General features: G+C 65.5%; 6 protein-coding genes. All 6 read left to right on the top strand.

Translation table 11 applies throughout. The features are described 5' to 3' along the window. Nucleotides 1-64 precede the first annotated feature (64 nt). On the top strand, nucleotides 65-1270 hold the full coding sequence (locus H4W01_RS03140) for an N-acetylmuramoyl-L-alanine amidase (protein WP_209609862.1): 1206 nt from the start codon (nucleotides 65-67) through the stop codon (nucleotides 1268-1270). 76 nt (nucleotides 1271-1346) lie between these two features. Continuing rightward, entirely contained in the window at nucleotides 1347-3875 is a 2529-nt protein-coding gene (locus H4W01_RS03135) for a penicillin-binding protein 1A (RefSeq protein WP_209609861.1), read from the top strand. Nucleotides 3876-3963: 88 nt separating this feature from the next. Next, nucleotides 3964-5091 carry a peptide chain release factor 2 gene (prfB, locus tag H4W01_RS03130; RefSeq protein WP_029622979.1) on the top strand — a complete coding sequence of 376 codons (1128 nt, stop codon included), beginning with the start codon at nucleotides 3964-3966 and terminating at the stop codon, nucleotides 5089-5091. Continuing rightward, nucleotides 5091-5816, top strand: coding sequence for a class I SAM-dependent methyltransferase (locus H4W01_RS03125; RefSeq protein ID WP_010407378.1), 726 nt, complete (start codon nucleotides 5091-5093; stop codon nucleotides 5814-5816). The genes prfB and H4W01_RS03125 overlap by 1 nt, the downstream gene beginning before the upstream one ends. 163 nt (nucleotides 5817-5979) lie before the next feature. Next, entirely contained in the window at nucleotides 5980-6876 is an 897-nt protein-coding gene (gene thyA / locus H4W01_RS03120; RefSeq protein ID WP_209613225.1) for a thymidylate synthase, read from the top strand. Between the two features lie 1115 nt (nucleotides 6877-7991). Continuing rightward, entirely contained in the window at nucleotides 7992-18965 is a 10974-nt protein-coding gene (locus tag H4W01_RS03115; protein WP_209609860.1) for an Ig-like domain-containing protein, read from the top strand. Nucleotides 18966-19040 lie beyond the last annotated feature (75 nt).

Below are 19040 nucleotides of genomic sequence, written 5' to 3'. Positions count from 1 at the left end.
CTCCCGCCCTTTGGCAGCCCCTTTTCGCTTTACCGCGCCGCGGTCGCGACGGCATTACGCACGCGTGTCGTTCGTTTTCGCCTTGCTGGCCTGCTGGTTCCTCGGCGCTCCCGGTTGGGCGGCGTCGGTGGAGCGTGTCGAGGTTCAGCATGACCGGATCGTCTTGCGCTTCGACCAGCCGATCGCCGATGCGTCGAGCTTCGTGCTCGCCTCGCCGCAGCGGATCGCGCTCGACCTGCAAGGCGCGTCCCCCGGTGGCAAGATCGCAGCAGGCGGGCCGGTCTCGAGCGTGCGGCAGGGGGCGCACGGCCCCAACGGCACGCGCGTCGTGTTCGATCTTGCGCGCCCGGCCCTCGTCACCGAAGGCGTATTCGGTCGCGACGGGCGGGAACTGACGCTCGAGTTGCAGACCGTCGATGACGCCACCTTTGCGCGCGCGGCGGGCGAACGCCGACTGCACTTCCTGCCGCCGTTCAACATGGGGATCGTCCAAGCCCCCGCCACCTATGCCGTGTCGGTGCCGATCCCGCCTGCACCGCGCACGCCCGGATTGCCGCGCATCTATGGCGACGATGACAGCCGTCCGCTGGTGGTGATCGACGCGGGGCACGGCGGAGTCGATCCCGGCGCGATTTCGCCAATCGACGGTCGCCGCGAAAAGGACGTGACGCTGAAAATCGCCAAGGCGATCCGCGACGAACTGGTCAAATCGGGCCGAGTCCGCGTCGCGCTGACCCGGGAAGACGACCGCTTCCTCGTGCTGCAGGAACGCTACGGCATTGCACGCAAATTGCGCGGCGACCTGTTCATCTCGATCCATTGCGACAGTGTCGGCTCGGGCAGCGCGAGCGGGGCGTCGGTCTACACCCTGTCCGAAGTCGCCTCCGACAAGGAATCGGCCAAGCTGGCGGCGCGCGAGAACAAGGCCGACGTCATCGCCGGCGTCAATCTCGCCGCCACCTCGGCCGACATCTCGTCGATCCTGATCGACCTCACGCAGCGCGAGACGATGAACTCCTCGGCCAATTTCGCGCGGTTGCTCGGCCGCGAGGCGCAGCCGCTGATCCCGGTAAAGCCCAACTTCCACCGCATGGCCTCGCTGATGGTGTTGAAAGCGCCCGACATGCCCTCGATCCTGTTCGAGACCGGCTATATCTCCAATCCGCGCGATGCCGACTTTATCGACAGCGCGGAAGGCCGCCGCAAGATCGCGCAGAGCATCGAACGGGCGGTCGAGGTGCACTTTGCGCGGCGGATGGCGTCGAACTGACCTTTCCCGGCCCCGCACCCCGCGCAGTTAAGGCGGCTGGCAACGCGCGGGAAAGTTGCTAGAGCCTGACACCCATATGGCCGCTTCTGATTCCACCGTGAATTTCCGCATCCGCCGCGACATTGGCGGCTTCCGGGGATACCTTCGAAATGCCTGGGGCCGGTGGTGGGTCAAGGCGCTCGCCGCAATGGGCGTGCTGTTCGTCATCGGCTATACGGTGTTTTACTTCCTGTTCGCCGCCGATCTGCCCTCGGTCGACAAATTGCGCACCTATGAGCCGCCACTGCCGACCAATGTGCGCGGCGTCGATGGCACGCCGATCCACAGCTATGCGCGCGAACGCCGCGTCGAGCTGAGTTATGACGAATATCCGCCGCTATTGGTGCGCGCGTTTCTGGCCGCCGAAGACAAGACCTTTTTCGAGCATCACGGCGTCGACTATCTCGGCATCGCGAGCGCGGCGGTCAACAATCTGAGCAGCCACAAGCGCCCGGCTGGCGCGTCGACTATCACGCAGCAAGTCGCCAAGAACCTGCTGATCGGCAACGAGACCAGCTACAGCCGCAAGATCAAGGAAGCGATCCTCGCGTACCGGATCGAGGATACGCTGACCAAGAAGCAGATCCTGGAACTGTATCTCAATCAGATCGCGCTCGGTCGCAACGCCTTTGGCGTCGAGGCCGCGAGCTACGCCTATTTCGGCAAGGATCTGAATCAGCTCGATCTTGCGCAAATGGCGTATCTGGCGATCCTGCCCAAGGGACCGTCCAATTACGACCCGGTCCGCCATGCCGACCGCGCACTGGGCCGTCGCGCTTATGTGCTGCGAGAAATGCTCAAGAACGGTTTCATCACCCAGGCGCAGCATGACGAAGCGATGGCCGAACCGCTCGGCACCGTGCCGCGCCAGACGCCCAAGACCGAAACCGCAGGCAGCGGCTATTTCGTCGAGGAAGTTCGCCGCCAGTTGAAGGACAAGTTCGGCGAGGACGCAAGGGACGGGCCGTACAGCATCTATGCCGGTGGCCTGTGGGTGCGCACCTCGCTCGACAACCGGCTGCAGGATTATGCGCAGACCGCGCTGCGCGAAGGGCTGCTGCGCTTCGACCATGGCCGCGGCTGGTCCGGGCCGATCGACCATAAGGACATTGTCGGCGATGCATGGCTGCCGGCCTTGCTCAACACCAATATCGGGCTCGATTACGACAATTGGCGCGCCGCGATCGTCACCGCAGTGGCGCAGACCGATGCCGGCCTCGGCTTTTCCGATGGCACCACCGCGATTCTGCCGCGCGCCGCCGCACAAATGCCCGTGCGCGGCGAAGGCGGCACGGCGTTCGCCGCGCTCAAGGTCGGCGACATCATCGCGGTCGCGCCCGAAGGCGGCAGCTATGCCTTGCGCTCGGTGCCCAAGATTTCGGGTGCCTTCGTGGTCGAGGAACCGCAGACCGGCCGCGTGCTGGCGATGCAGGGCGGGTTCGACTTCCGCGCCCAGCAATTCAACCGCGCCACGCAGGCGCTGCGCCAACCGGGATCGACGATCAAGCCGATCGTCTATGCAGCGGCGCTGGAGGGCGGGATGACCCCCGCCTCGATCATCGTCGACGGCCCGTTCTGCGTCTATCAGGGCGCGCGGCTGGGGCAGAAATGCTTCAAGAATTTCGGCAATGTCGGGGGCTCTGGCGCGCATACCATGCGCTGGGGTGTCGAACAGTCGCGCAACCTGATGACCGTGCGCGCCGCCGCCACCACCGGCATGCCGCGCATCGTGTCGCTGATGGACCGGATCGGCGTCGGCAAATACGAACCGTATCTGTCCTATTCGCTGGGCGCGGGCGTGACGACGGTGTCGCGCATGGTCAACGCTTATGCGATCCTCGCCAATCAGGGCCGGTCGCATCCGGCCACGCTGATCGATTTCGTGCAGGACCGCCACGGCAAGGTGATCTGGCCCGACAACTGGCACGCGTGCGATCGCTGCAACGCGCCCGACTGGAACGGCAAGCCGATGCCGCGCCCGGTGTCACGCGGCAAGCAGATCGTCGATGCGATGAGCGCGTATCAAATGGTCCACATTGCCGAGGGCGTGATCCAGCGCGGCACCGCCACCGTGCTGCGCGATCTCGACCGGCCGATGTTCGGCAAGACCGGCACCAATACCGGGCCGACCGACGTGTGGTTCATTGGCGGCACCCCGCAGATGATCGGCGGGCTGTATATCGGCTATGACCAGCCGCATTCGCTCGGCGGCGCGGCGCAGGGCGGCACGCTCGCGGCACCGATCTTCAAGGCGTTCGCGGTCAAGGCGTATGAGGGGCTGCCCAAGATCCCGTTCCGAGCGCCCGCCGGCATCCGCATGGTCCGCATCGACCGCGCGAGCGGCAAGCCCGTCTTTGGCACCTGGCCAAGCGATGACCCCAAGGCGTCGGTCATCTGGGAAGCCTTCAAACCCGAAAGCGAGCCGCGCCGCGTCGTCCACCGCGACGTGATCGTGCCCGACCCGGCGGCAGCTGCGGCGGCGGCCAAGGCGCGTGCCGACGCGCAAGCCCCGAAGGACACGCGCCGCGACAGCGATTTCCTGCAACGACAGGGCGGTATTTACTAGCGGCGCGCCAACCTCATATACGGCAGGCACACTATCGTTCTCCCGCACATGGGAGACACGGCACGATATTTTTCTGGAAGGTTCTCCCATGCGCGCTGAAGCGCAGGCTCATATCGACTCGATCAAGGACGCGCTCGCGCTGCTCCGCCGTTTCCTCGACTGGGACCGCGCGCTGCGTCGGCTCGATGAACTCAACGCGCGCGTCGAGGATCAAACTTTGTGGAACGATCCCAAGGCGGCGCAGGCGGTTATGCGCGAGCGGCGCCGTTTAGATGAGGCGATCACCGCAACGCGCGCGATCCAGAGCGAGCTCGACGATACGGCGGAGTTGATCGAAATGGCCGAGGCCGAGGGCGACACCGAGATGGAGACCGACGGCCTCGCCGCGCTCGCCGATCTCGCGCGCCGCGCCGAAAGCGACAAGATCAAGGCGCTGCTGGCGGGCGAAGCCGATGGCAACGACACCTATATCGAAGTCAATGCCGGTGCGGGCGGCACCGAAAGCCAGGATTGGGCCGGCATGCTCAGCCGCATGTATTCGCGCTGGGGCGAACGCCACGGCCTGAAGGTCGAACTGATCGACCAGCATTCGGGCGAACAGGCCGGGATCAAGTCGGCGACGCTGCTGCTGAAAGGCGAGAACGCCTACGGCTATGCCAAGACCGAAAGCGGCGTCCACCGCCTGGTCCGCATCAGCCCCTATGACAGCGCCGCGCGCCGCCACACCTCCTTCGCCAGCGTGTGGGTCTATCCGGTGGTCGATGACAATATCGAGGTCGAGTATAACGAAAGCGACCTGCGCATCGACACCTACCGCGCAAGCGGCGCGGGCGGGCAGCACATCAACACCACCGATTCGGCGGTGCGCATCACGCACATCCCGACCGGCATCGTCGTGCAGTGTCAGAACCAGCGCAGCCAGCACAAGAACAAGGCCGAAGCGTACAACCAGCTCCGCGCGCGCCTGTACGAGCGCGAACTCGCGATCCGCGAGGCCGCGGCCAATGCCGAGAATGCCGGCAAGACCGATATCGGCTGGGGCCACCAGATCCGTTCGTACGTGCTGCAGCCATACCAGATGGTGAAGGACCTGCGCACCGGCGTGACCTCATCGAGCCCGTCCGACGTGCTCGATGGCGATCTCGACGCGTTCATGGCCGCCGCACTCTCGCAGCGCGTAACGGGTGAGACGGTCGAGGTGGAGGACGTGGACTAGTGCACTTCCCCGGTGCCCGCGCGCTGACCCTGGCCACCGTCCTGCTGCTCGCCGCGTGCGACGGCGGCAAGCCGCGCGTGCCCGATCATACGCAGGAGGCGGGCCCCTTCCCCGCCGCCGACCGCCCGGTCGCCAAGATCAGCTCGCCGCGCTGGTCGACCGAAGAGGATCGCGACCGGCTGAACGAAGCCGGCGACGTGATGACCAAGGCCGGGATCAAGCCCGGCATGACCGTCGCCGATATCGGCGCGGGCGAGGGCTATTACACGATCCGCGCCGCCAACCGCGTCGGCAAGACCGGGCGCGTGTTGGCCGAGGACATCGTCGCCGAGGTGCGCGATACGCTGGCGCTGCGCGTGTCGCGCGAGCGGCTCGAAAATGTCAGCGTACGGCTCGGCGCGCCCGACGATCCGCGCTTGCCCGACGCGAGTTTCGATCGTGTGCTGATGGTGCATATGTATCATGAGATCGCGCAACCGTATGAGTTCCTGTGGCGGATGCGCCCGTCGCTCAGGCGCGATGGCCTGGTCATCGTGGTCGATGCCAATCGCCTGACGCAAAACCACGGCACGCCGCCCGCCTTGCTCAAATGTGAATTCGCAGCGGTCGGCTACACCCAGGTCGCGCGGTATGACATGCCCTCGGCGGGCGGTTATCTCGCCGCGTTCCGGGCAGAGGGGCCTCGCCCCGAGCCAGCGGCGATCAAACCCTGCCGAATGACCTGATCCGCCTTCATGCCAGGCGACTTCGCGCTACCGCATCACCCGGCAGCGCGCTACACTGGCCTGATGCAACACCCGCTCGACCGGACCGACAAGCCGCCCCGTCAGCGAACCACCCGTCAGCGAACCAAATGATGAACCAAATTGCGGGTATGAAGGCATGAGCATGCGGCACCCCGAACACCAATATCTCGACTTGCTTCAGCGCATTCTCGATCATGGTGACCAGCGCGTGGACCGGACCGGCGTCGGGACACGGTCGCTGTTCGGCGCGATGATCCGCTTCGATCTTTCCGACGGAAGCGTGCCGATCCTCACCACCAAACGCGTCTATTGGAAGACGGCGGTGAAGGAGATGCTGTGGTTCCTGACCGGGGACACCAGCCTCCAGTCGCTCCTGCGCGAGAATGTGAAGATCTGGACCGATTGGCCGCTTGCGCAATATCGGCGCGCCACCGGACAGGACATCTCCCAGGACGCGTTCGAGCAGCGTGTGCTGACCGACGATGCCTTTGCCGCGCAATGGGGAGACCTCGGCCCGATTTACGGGAAGCAATGGCGCCGCTGGCAAGGCGCGGACGGGCGCGTGCATGACCAGATTGCCGGGCTGGTCGAAACGCTGAAGCACAATCCCGCCAGCCGGAGAATGCTGTTTCATGCCTGGAACGTGGCGGAGCTCGATCAGATGGCGTTGCCGCCGTGCCACATGGTCTATCAATTCCACGTGACCTCCGACGGACGACTCAATTGCGGCCTGTACCAACGGTCATGCGACTTGCTGCTAGGGGCCGCCTTCAATTTCACGGGGGCCGCCGCGTTGCAGCTCATGCTTGCTCAACAGGCCGATCTCCGCCCGGGCGAACTGGTCTGGATGGGGGGCGACGTCCATCTGTATCTCAACCATCTCGATCAAGCACGCGAACAAATCTCGCGCACGCCGCGCCCGTTCCCGACGATGCGACTCCTGCGCAAGCCCGCTAATATTGATGGCTACCGGATCGAGGATTTTCAGGTCGAGGGCTATGCGCCGCACGACGCGATCAAGGCCGACGTCGCGGTGTGATGCAGCCCCGCCGTCGATGGAGTCATCCATAGCGGCGCAGGATACCAGCCGGTTCTTTTCACGGCACGATTGATCCTGAATTTACGCGTTTCGCCGAAGACCGTCGTCATTCGGTTGCTCAACGCGCTGCCCCGCCATGACGCAGTGTCGAGCGTAAGCATAGGTCTTCCCTAATATTTTGCCATTGGCTGCAGAGCGCCCGCATGTGCTCTGCGGGACAGCACCGTCACGGCCAAGTGCCGGCATGTGCAATAATATACATACTAGGCTTGCCGCTTTGGGTGATTCTCGCGGCATGAATCTGGCAATTACCATGAGCGGAAACCGATTACCGCCTTCGGCCTACGGTACCGCTATTGCTCGATATACAGAAAAGGTTTCGCATCCGAAACCGAGTGATACAAAATGTACTCTGCCTCTGGAGCAGACAAGTATTTGTCTTAAAGCAATTTCTTTTCCCTTACATATTTTAAAAAACAGCTATGTTCGTTGACAAATAAGCGAGTCGTGGGGCGGGGGTAGTAATGGGGTTTTTTCGGATTGGACGGGGGCCTTTTCATGCCTTTGCCGAATGTATAAAATCTACAGTGGGCGGTTTTGCTGATAGCGATCGTCCGCGCGCTCACGGCAGGCAAACGTCCGTTTGGCGCACAACGCGCCCCCTCATCGTCCTTTTCACGCTTCTGTTTGCCATGATGCCCGCGCTTGCCATGGCCGCGACGTCGAAGGGCTGCGCTGATATCAATACTGGAAAGTATAACCAAACGTTTTCTGTGCCGCCATACGATGGAACAGCAACACGACAAGACTATCAGACAGATGCATACACCTTACCGACAGGTTTAGAGTCAGATTATTATTTTAATAATGGAGACGTCGTTAATTTTACATTATCATCTCGTACAGGATCTGGATATTTTTCCGTATTTGAAGGAGATAATTCCTATACTTACGTCCGAAATTCCAGAAACAACACCGGGAATTTGGTTAGTTTTACGGTAAATTCAAATAATAAATATTTGTACTATTACTATGTATTCTCAAACACTACGTTTGATGCCAGCGGAAATCCAAATTCCGACCAGAGTGCAGCCCATTCAAACTCGAGCGTATTTTTGACTCTGTCGTGCACCCCCGCCGGGGGCGGCTCCGCACCAACCGTAACCGCCGTTAGCCCAACCAGCGGTCCCGCTGGCGGTGCCACCTCGGTGGCGATCACCGGCACCGGCTTCAGCAGCGTGACCGCCGTGAAGTTCGGCAGCGTCAATGCGGCCAGCTTCACTGTCAACAGCGCCACTTCGATCACCGCCGCCGCGCCGGCCGCCACTGCGGCGGGTGCTGTCGATGTCACGGTAACCGCTGGCGGCAACACCAGCGCGACATCATCGGCCGATCAATTCACCTACAACGCGCCGACCGTGACTGGCGTCTCGCCGGCCAATGTCCCGCTGAGCGGCGGCGCGATTACGATTACCGGCACCAATTTCGTCATCGGCAATACCAGCTTTTCCGTCGGGGGAACGTCGGTCGGGGGCAGTTGCACCTCTTCGACGACGTGCACCGCGACGGCGGGGGCGAAGGCTGCCGGTGCGGCCAGCGTGGTGGCTACCACCGGATCGGTTTCGTCGACAACGAACGGCACGCTCACCTATCTCGCCGTGCCGACGATCAGCGCTGCGTTCAGCCCGACATCGGTGTCCTCCGGGGGGAACGCCACGCTTACCCTGACGGTCACCAACCCGAACACCGGAACTGCCCTCAGCGGAATCGCGGTCGGTTCGGCGACGCTGCCGACCAATCTTACCGGATCCGGTGCCGCCACGACGTGCGGCGGGACAGCGACGCTGTCCGGCAACGCGCTCAGTCTGTCCGGCGGCGCGCTCAGCGCGAGCGCAAGCTGCACCGTGACGTTGACCGTTTCCTCGACCAATGCGGCGACCTATAATTACACCAGCGGAACGGTTTCCGCGAGCGGCCCGATCACGCTTACGGGGTCGACTGCGACCACGCCGACCGGGCTGACGGTCGCCGCCGCACCGACGCTTGGCCTCGCCATCAGCAATGGGACGCTGACTCAGGGCCAGACCGGCACGCTGACCGTCACGCCGAGCGCAACCGTCGCCAACACCTCCGGCACGTTGACCTTTGCGATCACGTTGCCCGCCAATACGAGCCTCTCCAGTTCGAGCGGCACGGGGTGGAGCTGCAGTGGAACCTCCACGGTTAGCTGCACCAGCGCGAGCGTGATCACCGCCGGGAGCAATGGCAATCCCCTCACGCTCAACGTCGCGATCGGCGCGTCGGCATCGGTATCCCTGTCGTTCAGCGGCACATTGTCGGGTGGCGGGGCCGCCGCAAGCGCCAATGCTACCGATTCGGCGACCGTGGTGCAGACCCCGGCCTCGATGGCCATCACCAGCGGCAATAGCCAGAGCGCGGGGGTCTCGACCGCCTTTGCTTCGGCTTTGCAAGTCCGCGTGCTGGACGCGGCAAGCGTAGTGATCCCGTCCAGCCCGGTGACCTTCACGGCACCTGGAAGCGGAGCAAGCGGCACGTTCAGCGGCAGCGGCACCAATAGCATCTCGGCCAACACCAACGCCTCAGGGATCGCCACATCGGGCACGTTCACCGCCAATGCGACCGCAGGCGGCCCTTATACGGTCAGTGCGACCGCAGGGTCGGTTTCGCAAAACTTCAGTCTGACCAATACCGCCGCCGCCCCCACCGTTGCCGCCAAGAGTGCGAGCGTTGCCTACAACACCGCGACACCGATCGACCTCTCCGCCTCGGTTAGCGGCGTGCATAGCAGCCTCAGCGTCAGCACCGCCCCTGCACATGGCACCACCAGCATTGCGGGCGATGTCATCACCTACACCCCCACCACCGGCTATTATGGCAGCGACAGCTTCGCTTATACCGCCGCTGGCCCGGGCGGCACCTCAGGTGCGGCGACCGTCACGCTCACCGTCGCGACGCCCGCTGCCCCGACCGTTGCCGCCAAGAGCGCCAGCATTGCCTATGACACCGCAACCCCGATCGATCTGACCGCTTCGGTCAGCGGCGTGCATGGCAGCCTCACCGTCAGCACCGCGCCTGCGCATGGCACCACCAGTATTGCGGGGGATGTCATCACCTATACCCCGACCACCGGCTATTATGGCAGCGACAGCTTCGCTTATACCGCGACTGGCCCCGGCGGCACCTCAGGTGCGGCGACCGTCACGCTGACCGTCGCGACGCCCGCTGCCCCAACCGTGGCCGCCAAGAGCGCCAGCATCGCCTACAACACCGCGACACCGATCGACCTCACCGCCTCGGTCAGCGGTGTGCATAGCAGCCTCACGGTCAGCACCGCGCCCGCGCATGGCACCACCAGCATTGCGGGCGACGTCATCACCTACACGCCCACCACCGGCTATTATGGCAGCGACAGCTTCGGCTATACCGCGACCGGCCCGGGCGGAACCTCGGCGGCCGCCACCGTTACGCTGACCGTTGCCACGCCTGCCGCCCCCACCGTTGCCGCAAAGAGCGCCAGCATTGCCTATGACACCGCGACACCAATCGACCTGACCGCCTCGGTCAGCGGTGTGCACTCAAGCCTCACCGTCAGCACCGCCCCTGCGCATGGCACCACCAGCATTGCGGGCGATGTCATCACCTATACGCCCACGACCGGCTATTATGGCAGCGACAGCTTCGCTTACACCGCCACCGGGCCTGGCGGCACCTCAGGTGCGGCGACCGTCACGCTCACCGTCGCCACGCCCGCTGCCCCGACCGTTGCCGCCAAGAGTGCAAGCATCGCCTACAATACCGCAACCCCGATCGATCTGACCGCTTCGGTCAGCGGTGTGCATAGCAGCCTCACCGTCAGCACCGCGCCTGCACATGGCACCACCAGCATTGCGGGTGACGTTATCACCTATACGCCCACCACCGGCTATTATGGCAGCGACAGCTTCGGCTATACCGCGACCGGCCCGGGCGGAACCTCGGCGGCCGCCACCGTTACGCTGACCGTCGCCACGCCCGCTGCGCCGACCGTGGCCGCCAAGAGCGCCAGCATCGCCTATGATACCGCGACACCGATCGACTTGACTGCTTCGGTTAGCGGCGTGCACTCAAGCCTCACGGTCAGCACCGCGCCTGCACATGGCACCACCAGCATTGCGGGTGACGTCATCACCTACACCCCCACCACTGGTTATTATGGCAGCGACAGCTTTGGCTATACCGCCACCGGGCCTGGCGGCACCTCGACTGCGGCCACCGTCACGCTGACCGTCGCCACGCCTGCGGCCCCCACGGTCGCCGCCAAGAGCGCCAGCGTTGCGTACAACACCGCGACCCCGATCGATCTGACCGCTTCGGTCAGCGGCGTGCATGGCAGCCTTACGGTCAGCACCGCGCCTGCGCACGGTACCACCAGCATTGCGGGCGATGTCATCACCTACACGCCGACCACCGGCTATTATGGCAGCGACAGCTTTGGCTATACCGCCACCGGTCCGGGCGGAACCTCAGGTGCGGCGACCGTCACACTCACCGTCGCGACGCCTGCCGCCCCGACCGTTGCAGCCAAGAGCGCCAGCATTGCCTACAACACCGCGACGCCGATCGACCTGACCGCTTCGGTCAGCGGCGTGCATAGCAGCCTCACCGTCAGCACCGCGCCTGCGCATGGCACCACCAGCATTGCGGGTGATGTCATCACCTATACCCCGACCACCGGCTATTATGGCAGCGACAGCTTCGGCTATACCGCCACTGGTCCAGGCGGCACCTCGAGTGCCGCCACCGTCACACTCACCGTCGCCACGCCTGCGGCCCCCACGGTCGCCGCCAAGAGCGCCAGCGTTGCCTACAACACCGCGACCCCGATCGACCTCTCCGCTTCGGTCAGCGGCGTGCACGCAAGCCTCAGCGTCAGCACCGCCCCTGCGCATGGCACCACCAGCATCGCTGGCGATGTCATCACCTATACGCCCACCACCGGTTATTTTGGCAGCGACAGCTTTGGCTATACCGCCACCGGGCCGGGCGGCACCTCAGGTGCGGCCACCGTCACGCTCACCGTCGCGACACCGGCCGCGCCCAGCGTTGCCGCCAAGAGCGCCAGCATTGCCTACAACACCGCGACACCAATCGATCTGACCGCTTCGGTCAGCGGTGTGCACTCAAGCCTCACGGTCAGCACCGCGCCCGCGCATGGCACCACCAGCATTGCGGGCGATGTCATCACCTACACGCCCACCACCGGCTATTATGGCAGCGACAGCTTCGGCTATACCGCGACCGGGCCTGGCGGCACCTCGAGTGCGGCGACCGTCACGCTCACCGTCGCGACGCCCGCTGCCCCAACCGTGGCCGCCAAGAGCGCCAGCGTCGCCTATAACACCGCGACCCCGATCGATCTGACCGCTTCGGTCAGCGGCGTGCATGGCAGCCTTACGGTCAGCACCGCGCCTGCGCACGGTACCACCAGCATTGCGGGCGATGTCATCACCTACACGCCGACCACCGGCTATTATGGCAGCGACAGCTTTGGCTATACCGCCACCGGTCCGGGCGGAACCTCAGGTGCGGCGACCGTCACACTCACCGTCGCGACGCCTGCCGCCCCGACCGTTGCAGCCAAGAGCGCCAGCATTGCCTACAACACCGCGACGCCGATCGACCTGACCGCTTCGGTCAGCGGCGTGCATAGCAGCCTCACCGTCAGCACCGCGCCTGCGCATGGCACCACCAGCATTGCGGGTGATGTCATCACCTATACCCCGACCACCGGCTATTATGGCAGCGACAGCTTTGGCTATACCGCCACCGGGCCTGGCGGAACCTCGAGTGCGGCCACCGTCACGCTCACCGTCGCGACGCCTGCCGCCCCGACCGTGGCCGCCAAGAGCGCCAGCATCGCCTATGACACCGCCACCCCAATCGATCTGACCGCCTCGGTCAGCGGCGTGCATGGCAGCCTTACGGTCAGCACCGCGCCTGCGCACGGTACCACCAGCATTGCGGGCGATGTCATCACCTATACGCCCACGACCGGCTATTATGGCAGCGACAGCTTCGCTTACACCGCCACCGGGCCTGGCGGCACCTCAGGTGCGGCGACCGTCACGCTCACCGTCGCCACGCCCGCTGCCCCGACCGTTGCCGCCAAGAGTGCAAGCATCGCCTACAATACCGCAACCCCGATCGATCTGACCGCTTCGGTCAGCGGTGTGCATAGCAGCCTCACCGTCAGCACCGCGCCTGCACATGGCACCACCAGTATTGCGGGTGACGTTATCACCTATACGCCCACCACCGGCTATTATGGCAGCGACAGCTTCGGCTATACCGCCACCGGCCCGGGCGGAACCTCGAGTGCCGCCACCGTCACGCTCACCGTCGCCACGCCTGCTGCCCCGACCGTGGCCGCCAAGAGCGCCAGCATCGCCTACAACACCGCAACCCCGATCGATCTGACCGCTTCGGTCAGCGGCGTGCACAGCAGCCTCAGCGTCAGCACCGCCCCTGCGCATGGCACCACCAGCATCGCTGGCGATGTCATCACCTATACGCCCACCACCGGTTATTTTGGCAGCGACAGCTTTGGCTATACCGCCACCGGGCCGGGCGGCACCTCAGGTGCGGCCACCGTCACGCTCACCGTCGCGACACCGGCCGCGCCCAGCGTTGCCGCCAAGAGCGCCAGCATTGCCTACAACACCGCGACACCAATCGATCTGACCGCTTCGGTCAGCGGTGTGCACTCAAGCCTCACGGTCAGCACCGCGCCCGCGCATGGCACCACCAGCATTGCGGGCGATGTCATCACCTACACGCCCACCACCGGCTATTATGGCAGCGACAGCTTCGGCTATACCGCGACCGGGCCTGGCGGCACCTCGAGTGCGGCGACCGTCACGCTCACCGTCGCGACGCCCGCTGCCCCAACCGTGGCCGCCAAGAGCGCCAGCGTCGCCTATAACACCGCGACCCCGATCGATCTGACCGCTTCGGTCAGCGGCGTGCATGGCAGCCTTACGGTCAGCACCGCGCCTGCGCACGGTACCACCAGCATTGCGGGCGATGTCATCACCTACACGCCGACCACCGGCTATTATGGCAGCGACAGCTTTGGCTATACCGCCACCGGTCCGGGCGGAACCTCAGGTGCGGCGACCGTCACACTCACCGTCGCGACGCCTGCCGCCCCGACCGTTGCAGCCAAGAGCGCCAGCATTGCCTACAACACCGCGACGCCGATCGACCTGACCGCTTCGGTCAGCGGCGTGCATAGCAGCCTCACCGTCAGCACCGCGCCTGCGCATGGCACCACCAGCATTGCGGGTGATGTCATCACCTATACCCCGACCACCGGCTATTATGGCAGCGACAGCTTTGGCTATACCGCCACCGGGCCTGGCGGAACCTCGAGTGCGGCCACCGTCACGCTCACCGTCGCGACGCCTGCCGCCCCGACCGTGGCCGCCAAGAGCGCCAGCATCGCCTATGACACCGCCACCCCAATCGATCTGACCGCCTCGGTCAGCGGCGTGCATGGCAGCCTTACGGTCAGCACCGCGCCTGCGCACGGTACCACCAGCATTGCGGGCGATGTCATCACCTACACCCCCACGACCGGCTATTATGGCAGCGACAGCTTTGGCTATACCGCCACCGGTCCGGGCGGAACCTCAGGTGCGGCGACCGTCACACTCACCGTCGCGACGCCTGCCGCCCCGACCGTTGCAGCCAAGAGCGCCAGCGTTGCGTACAACACCGCGACACCGATCGATCTGACCGCTTCGGTTAGCGGCGTGCATGGCAGCCTCACCGTCAGCACCGCCCCTGCGCATGGCACCACCAGCATTGCGGGCGATGTCATCACCTACACCCCGACCACCGGCTATTATGGCAGCGACAGCTTTGGCTATACCGCCACCGGGCCTGGCGGAACCTCGAGTGCGGCCACCGTCACGCTCACCGTCGCGACACCGGCCGCCCCCAGCGTTGCCGCCAAGAGCGCCAGCGTTGCGTACAACACCGCGACACCGATCGATCTGACCGCTTCGGTTAGCGGCGTGCATGGCAGCCTCACCGTCAGCACCGCGCCTGCGCATGGCACCACCAGCATTGCGGGCGATGTCATCACCTACACCCCGACCACCGGCTATTATGGCAGCGATAGCTTCGGCTATACCGCGACCGGCCCGGGCGGAACCTCGGCGGCCGCCACCGTTACGCTGACCGTCGCCACGCCCGCTGCGCCAACCGTGGCCGCCAAGAGCGCCAGCGTTGCCTATAACACCGCGACGCCGATCGATCTGACCGCCTCGGTCAGCGGCGTGCACGCAAGCCTCACCGTCAGCACCGCGCCTGCGCATGGCACCACCAGCATTGCGGGTGATGTCATCACCTATACCCCGACCACCGGCTATTATGGCAGCGACAGCTTTGGCTATACCGCCACCGGGCCTGGCGGAACCTCGAGTGCGGCCACCGTCACGCTGACCGTCGCCACGCCTGCCGCCCCGACCGTGGCCGCCAAGAGCGCGAGCGTTGCGTACAACACCGCGACACCGATCGATCTGACCGCCTCGGTCAGCGGTGTGCACTCAAGCCTCAGCGTCAGCACCGCGCCCACGCATGGCACCACCAGCATTGCGGGAGATGTCATCACCTATACGCCGACCACCGGCTATTACGGCAGCGATAGCTTTGGCTATACCGCCACCGGGCCTGGCGGCACCTCGAGTGCGGCCACCGTCACGCTCACCGTCGCCACGCCCGCTGCCCCGACCGTCGCCGCCAAGAGCGCCAGCGTTGCGTACAACACCGCGACACCGATCGACCTGACCGCCTCGGTCAGCGGCGTGCACGCAAGCCTCACCGTCAGCACCGCGCCTGCGCATGGCACCACCAGCATTGCGGGCGATGTCATCACCTACACCCCCACCAGCGGCTATTATGGCAGCGACAGCTTCGGCTATACCGCCACCGGGCCGGGCGGCACCTCGAGTGCGGCCACCGTCACGCTCACCGTCGCGACGCCCGCTGCCCCCAGCGTTGCCGCCAAGAGCGCCAGCATTGCCTACAACACCGCGACCCCGATCGACCTCTCCGCCTCGGTCAGCGGTGTGCATAGCAGCCTCACCGTCAGCACCGCGCCTGCGCATGGCACCACCAGCATTGCGGGCGATGTCATCACCTACACCCCCACCAGCGGCTATTATGGCAGCGACAGCTTCGGCTATACCGCCACCGGGCCGGGCGGCACCTCGAGTGCGGCCACCGTCACGCTCACCGTCGCGACGCCCGCTGCCCCCAGCGTTGCCGCCAAGAGCGCCAGCATTGCCTACAACACCGCGACCCCGATCGACCTCTCCGCCTCGGTCAGCGGTGTGCATAGCAGCCTCACCGTCAGCACCGCGCCTGCGCATGGCACCACCAGCATTGCGGGCGATGTCATCACCTACACCCCCACCACCGGCTATTATGGCAGCGACAGCTTCGGCTATACCGCCACCGGGCCCGGCGGAACCTCAGGTGCGGCGACCGTCACGCTCACCGTCGCCACGCCCGCTGCGCCGACTGTGGCCGCCAAGAGCGCCAGCATCGCCTACAACACCGCGACACCGATCGACCTCTCCGCTTCGGTCAGCGGCGTGCATGGTAGCCTCACCGTCAGCACCGCGCCCGCGCATGGCACCACCAGCATTGCGGGCGATGTCATCACTTATACGCCCACCACCGGTTATTATGGCAGCGACAGCTTCGCCTACACCGCCACCGGGCCTGGCGGCACCTCGAGTGCGGCCACCGTCACGCTCACCGTCGCCACACCGGCGCTTGTGATCACGCAGACCAGCTTGCCGGCGGGCCAGCAGGACGTCGCGTATAGCGTAGCGTTGACGGCGTCCGGCGGAACGGCACCCTATACCTTTGCGGTGACGGGCGGCGCGTTGCCGTCTGGCCTTGCGCTCGCAGCGAACGGAACGCTCGCCGGGACGCCCACGGCAAACGGAACGTTCAGCGTCACGATCACCGCTTCGGACAGCTCAACCGGCGACGGGCCGAGCCGGGTCAGCCAGACCTTCAGCGTGCAGATCGCGTTGCCTGCGCCGCCCGTCGTCCACGACACCTCGGTCGCCGTTACGCAGACCGTCACCAACAATCAGCCAGCCTCGATCGACCTCAGCACTTTGATCTCGGGCAACGTCACCGACGTGACGATCGCTACGCCCCCGCAACACGGGACGGTCGTGATCCAGCGGAGCGGTGCAAGCTTCACCGGCGTGTCGATCGCCAACCCGCTGCAACCAGGCGCGGTCGGGCTCGAGCGGAGCGCTGCCGTTGCCGCCCCGACCGTGCCCCTCGGCGCGACCGTTGCAGCCCCCCGCTTTGTCGCGGTCTACACGCCGACCCCCGGTTACCAGGGACCCGACCGCTTCACCTTCACCGCCGTCGGGCCTGGCGGCAGCTCGACCTTCGCGACGGTGGACATCACGGTGAAGGGGACGCCCCCGGTCGCCGCCAATCTGGTCACCACGACCGACCAGAATCAGCCGGTCACGGTCGATATCTCGAGCGGTGCTGTCGGCGGGCCGTTCACGCAAGCGGCCATCGTCAGTGTGTCGCCGGCCAACTCCGCGACCGCGACCCTCGTCGCGGACGGCACGGCAGCCGCGCGGACCTATCGCTTGCAGATCCAGCCCAGCCCACGCTTCAGTGGCACCACGGTGGTGACCTACACGATCGGCAACACCTTCGGCATGTCGCCGGCCGCGACCATCACCGTCACCGTGAAGGCGCGGCCCGACCCCTCGGCCGACCCGGTCGTGCGCGGATTGATCGACGCCCAAGACACCGCGACCCGCGATTTCGCCCGTGCCCAGATCGAGAACTTTGGGCGCCGCAACGAACAGCTCCATGGCGGCGGCGGCAGCACCGGCAACAACCCGATCGGGATCACGCTCGGCAGCAATGATGGCGGCAGCTTCCGTCGCCCCGGCCGGTTCGACGGAATCGCCCCCGAAACCGCGCTTAAGATGGAGCATGCCAATGAAGTGATGGGTGCAGAAGGCCTGCGCGTTTCCTCGACCGGAACGCTGCAGCCGGGTGGCGCGCCAATGGGCATGCCGGGCGCGATGGGACTGCGGACCCCCGCCGGTGCCCGCAATGGCACAGCGACCGGCGCTGCGACGTCCGCCAGAACCGCCGCTGCTGTCGGAGCGGTGGCCGACGAGACTGGCGACACCGGACCGCGCAAGATCGGGTCGGTCGCGATCTGGAGCGGCGGCGCGATCAGCATCGGCACGCGCGACGCGACGACGCGCCGCACCAAGCTGTCGATCTCAAGCTCGGGCTTGAGCGCGGGTGCCGATGTGAAGCTGTCGGACGATCTCACCGTCGGCGCGGGCGGGGGCGTCGGCGAGGAGCGCACGCGGGTCGGCACTGCCGATGCCGGCCATCTGACCGCCGACACCTGGATCGGGGCCGCTTATGGCAGCTTCAGGCCTACGCCGGGTGCGTTTATCGACGGGGTGCTGGGATATGGGAACCTCTCGTTCAACACGCGGCGCGCGACGCTTGGCGGGTCGCTGGCGGTCGGTCACCGCAACGGATCGATGCTGTTCGGATCGTTGAGCGCGGGAATCGACCAGAGCACCGGGCGGCTCAGCTATTCGCTCTACGGCCGCGCCGAATATCTCAACGCCAAGCTCAGGGCCTATGCCGAGACCGGAGCCGGGGTCTACAGCCTGACCTTCGATCCGCGCACCCTGGAATCGTTGACCAGCGTGGCCGGTGGTCGGGCGACCCTGCACCTTGGTGCCTTTGCACCCCGCGCGCGGTTCGAATGGCGCCATGAGTTCAACCAGGCCAGTCCGCAGTTGCTGGATTATGCCGATCTCGGCGGCCCATCGCAGTACAGCATCACCACGAACGACTGGTTGCGCGATGAACTCCAGTTCGAAATCGGCCTGGGGCTCAACCCCGGAGACGGCTGGACGACCGGGATCGACCTGGGCGGAAGGGGTGGGCCCGGCTCGCGATCGATGACGCTGCGCGTATCGGCGACAAAGAAGTTCTAAGCCGCCGCCCGCGCCGCGCCAACGCGCGGCGTATCTTCCGCTCGCCATTGTCGGCGCGGCGCGGCATGAGGCGCG

Source organism: Sphingomonas sp. PL20 (assembly GCF_017875905.1).
In the GTDB taxonomy this organism is placed as follows: domain Bacteria; phylum Pseudomonadota; class Alphaproteobacteria; order Sphingomonadales; family Sphingomonadaceae; genus Sphingomonas; species Sphingomonas echinoides.
This window is presented reverse-complemented; position numbering and strand designations above follow the sequence as displayed.

What these genes read in the sequence shown, in the direction of transcription:
- prfB (WP_029622979.1), top strand. Translation starts at nt 3,964, where the DNA reads ATGCGCGCTGAAGCGCAGGCTCATATCGACTCGATCAAGGACGCGCTC.
- thyA (WP_209613225.1), top strand. Translation starts at nt 5,980, where the DNA reads ATGCGGCACCCCGAACACCAATATCTCGACTTGCTTCAGCGCATTCTC.
- H4W01_RS03135 (WP_209609861.1), top strand. Translation starts at nt 1,347, where the DNA reads ATGGCCGCTTCTGATTCCACCGTGAATTTCCGCATCCGCCGCGACATT.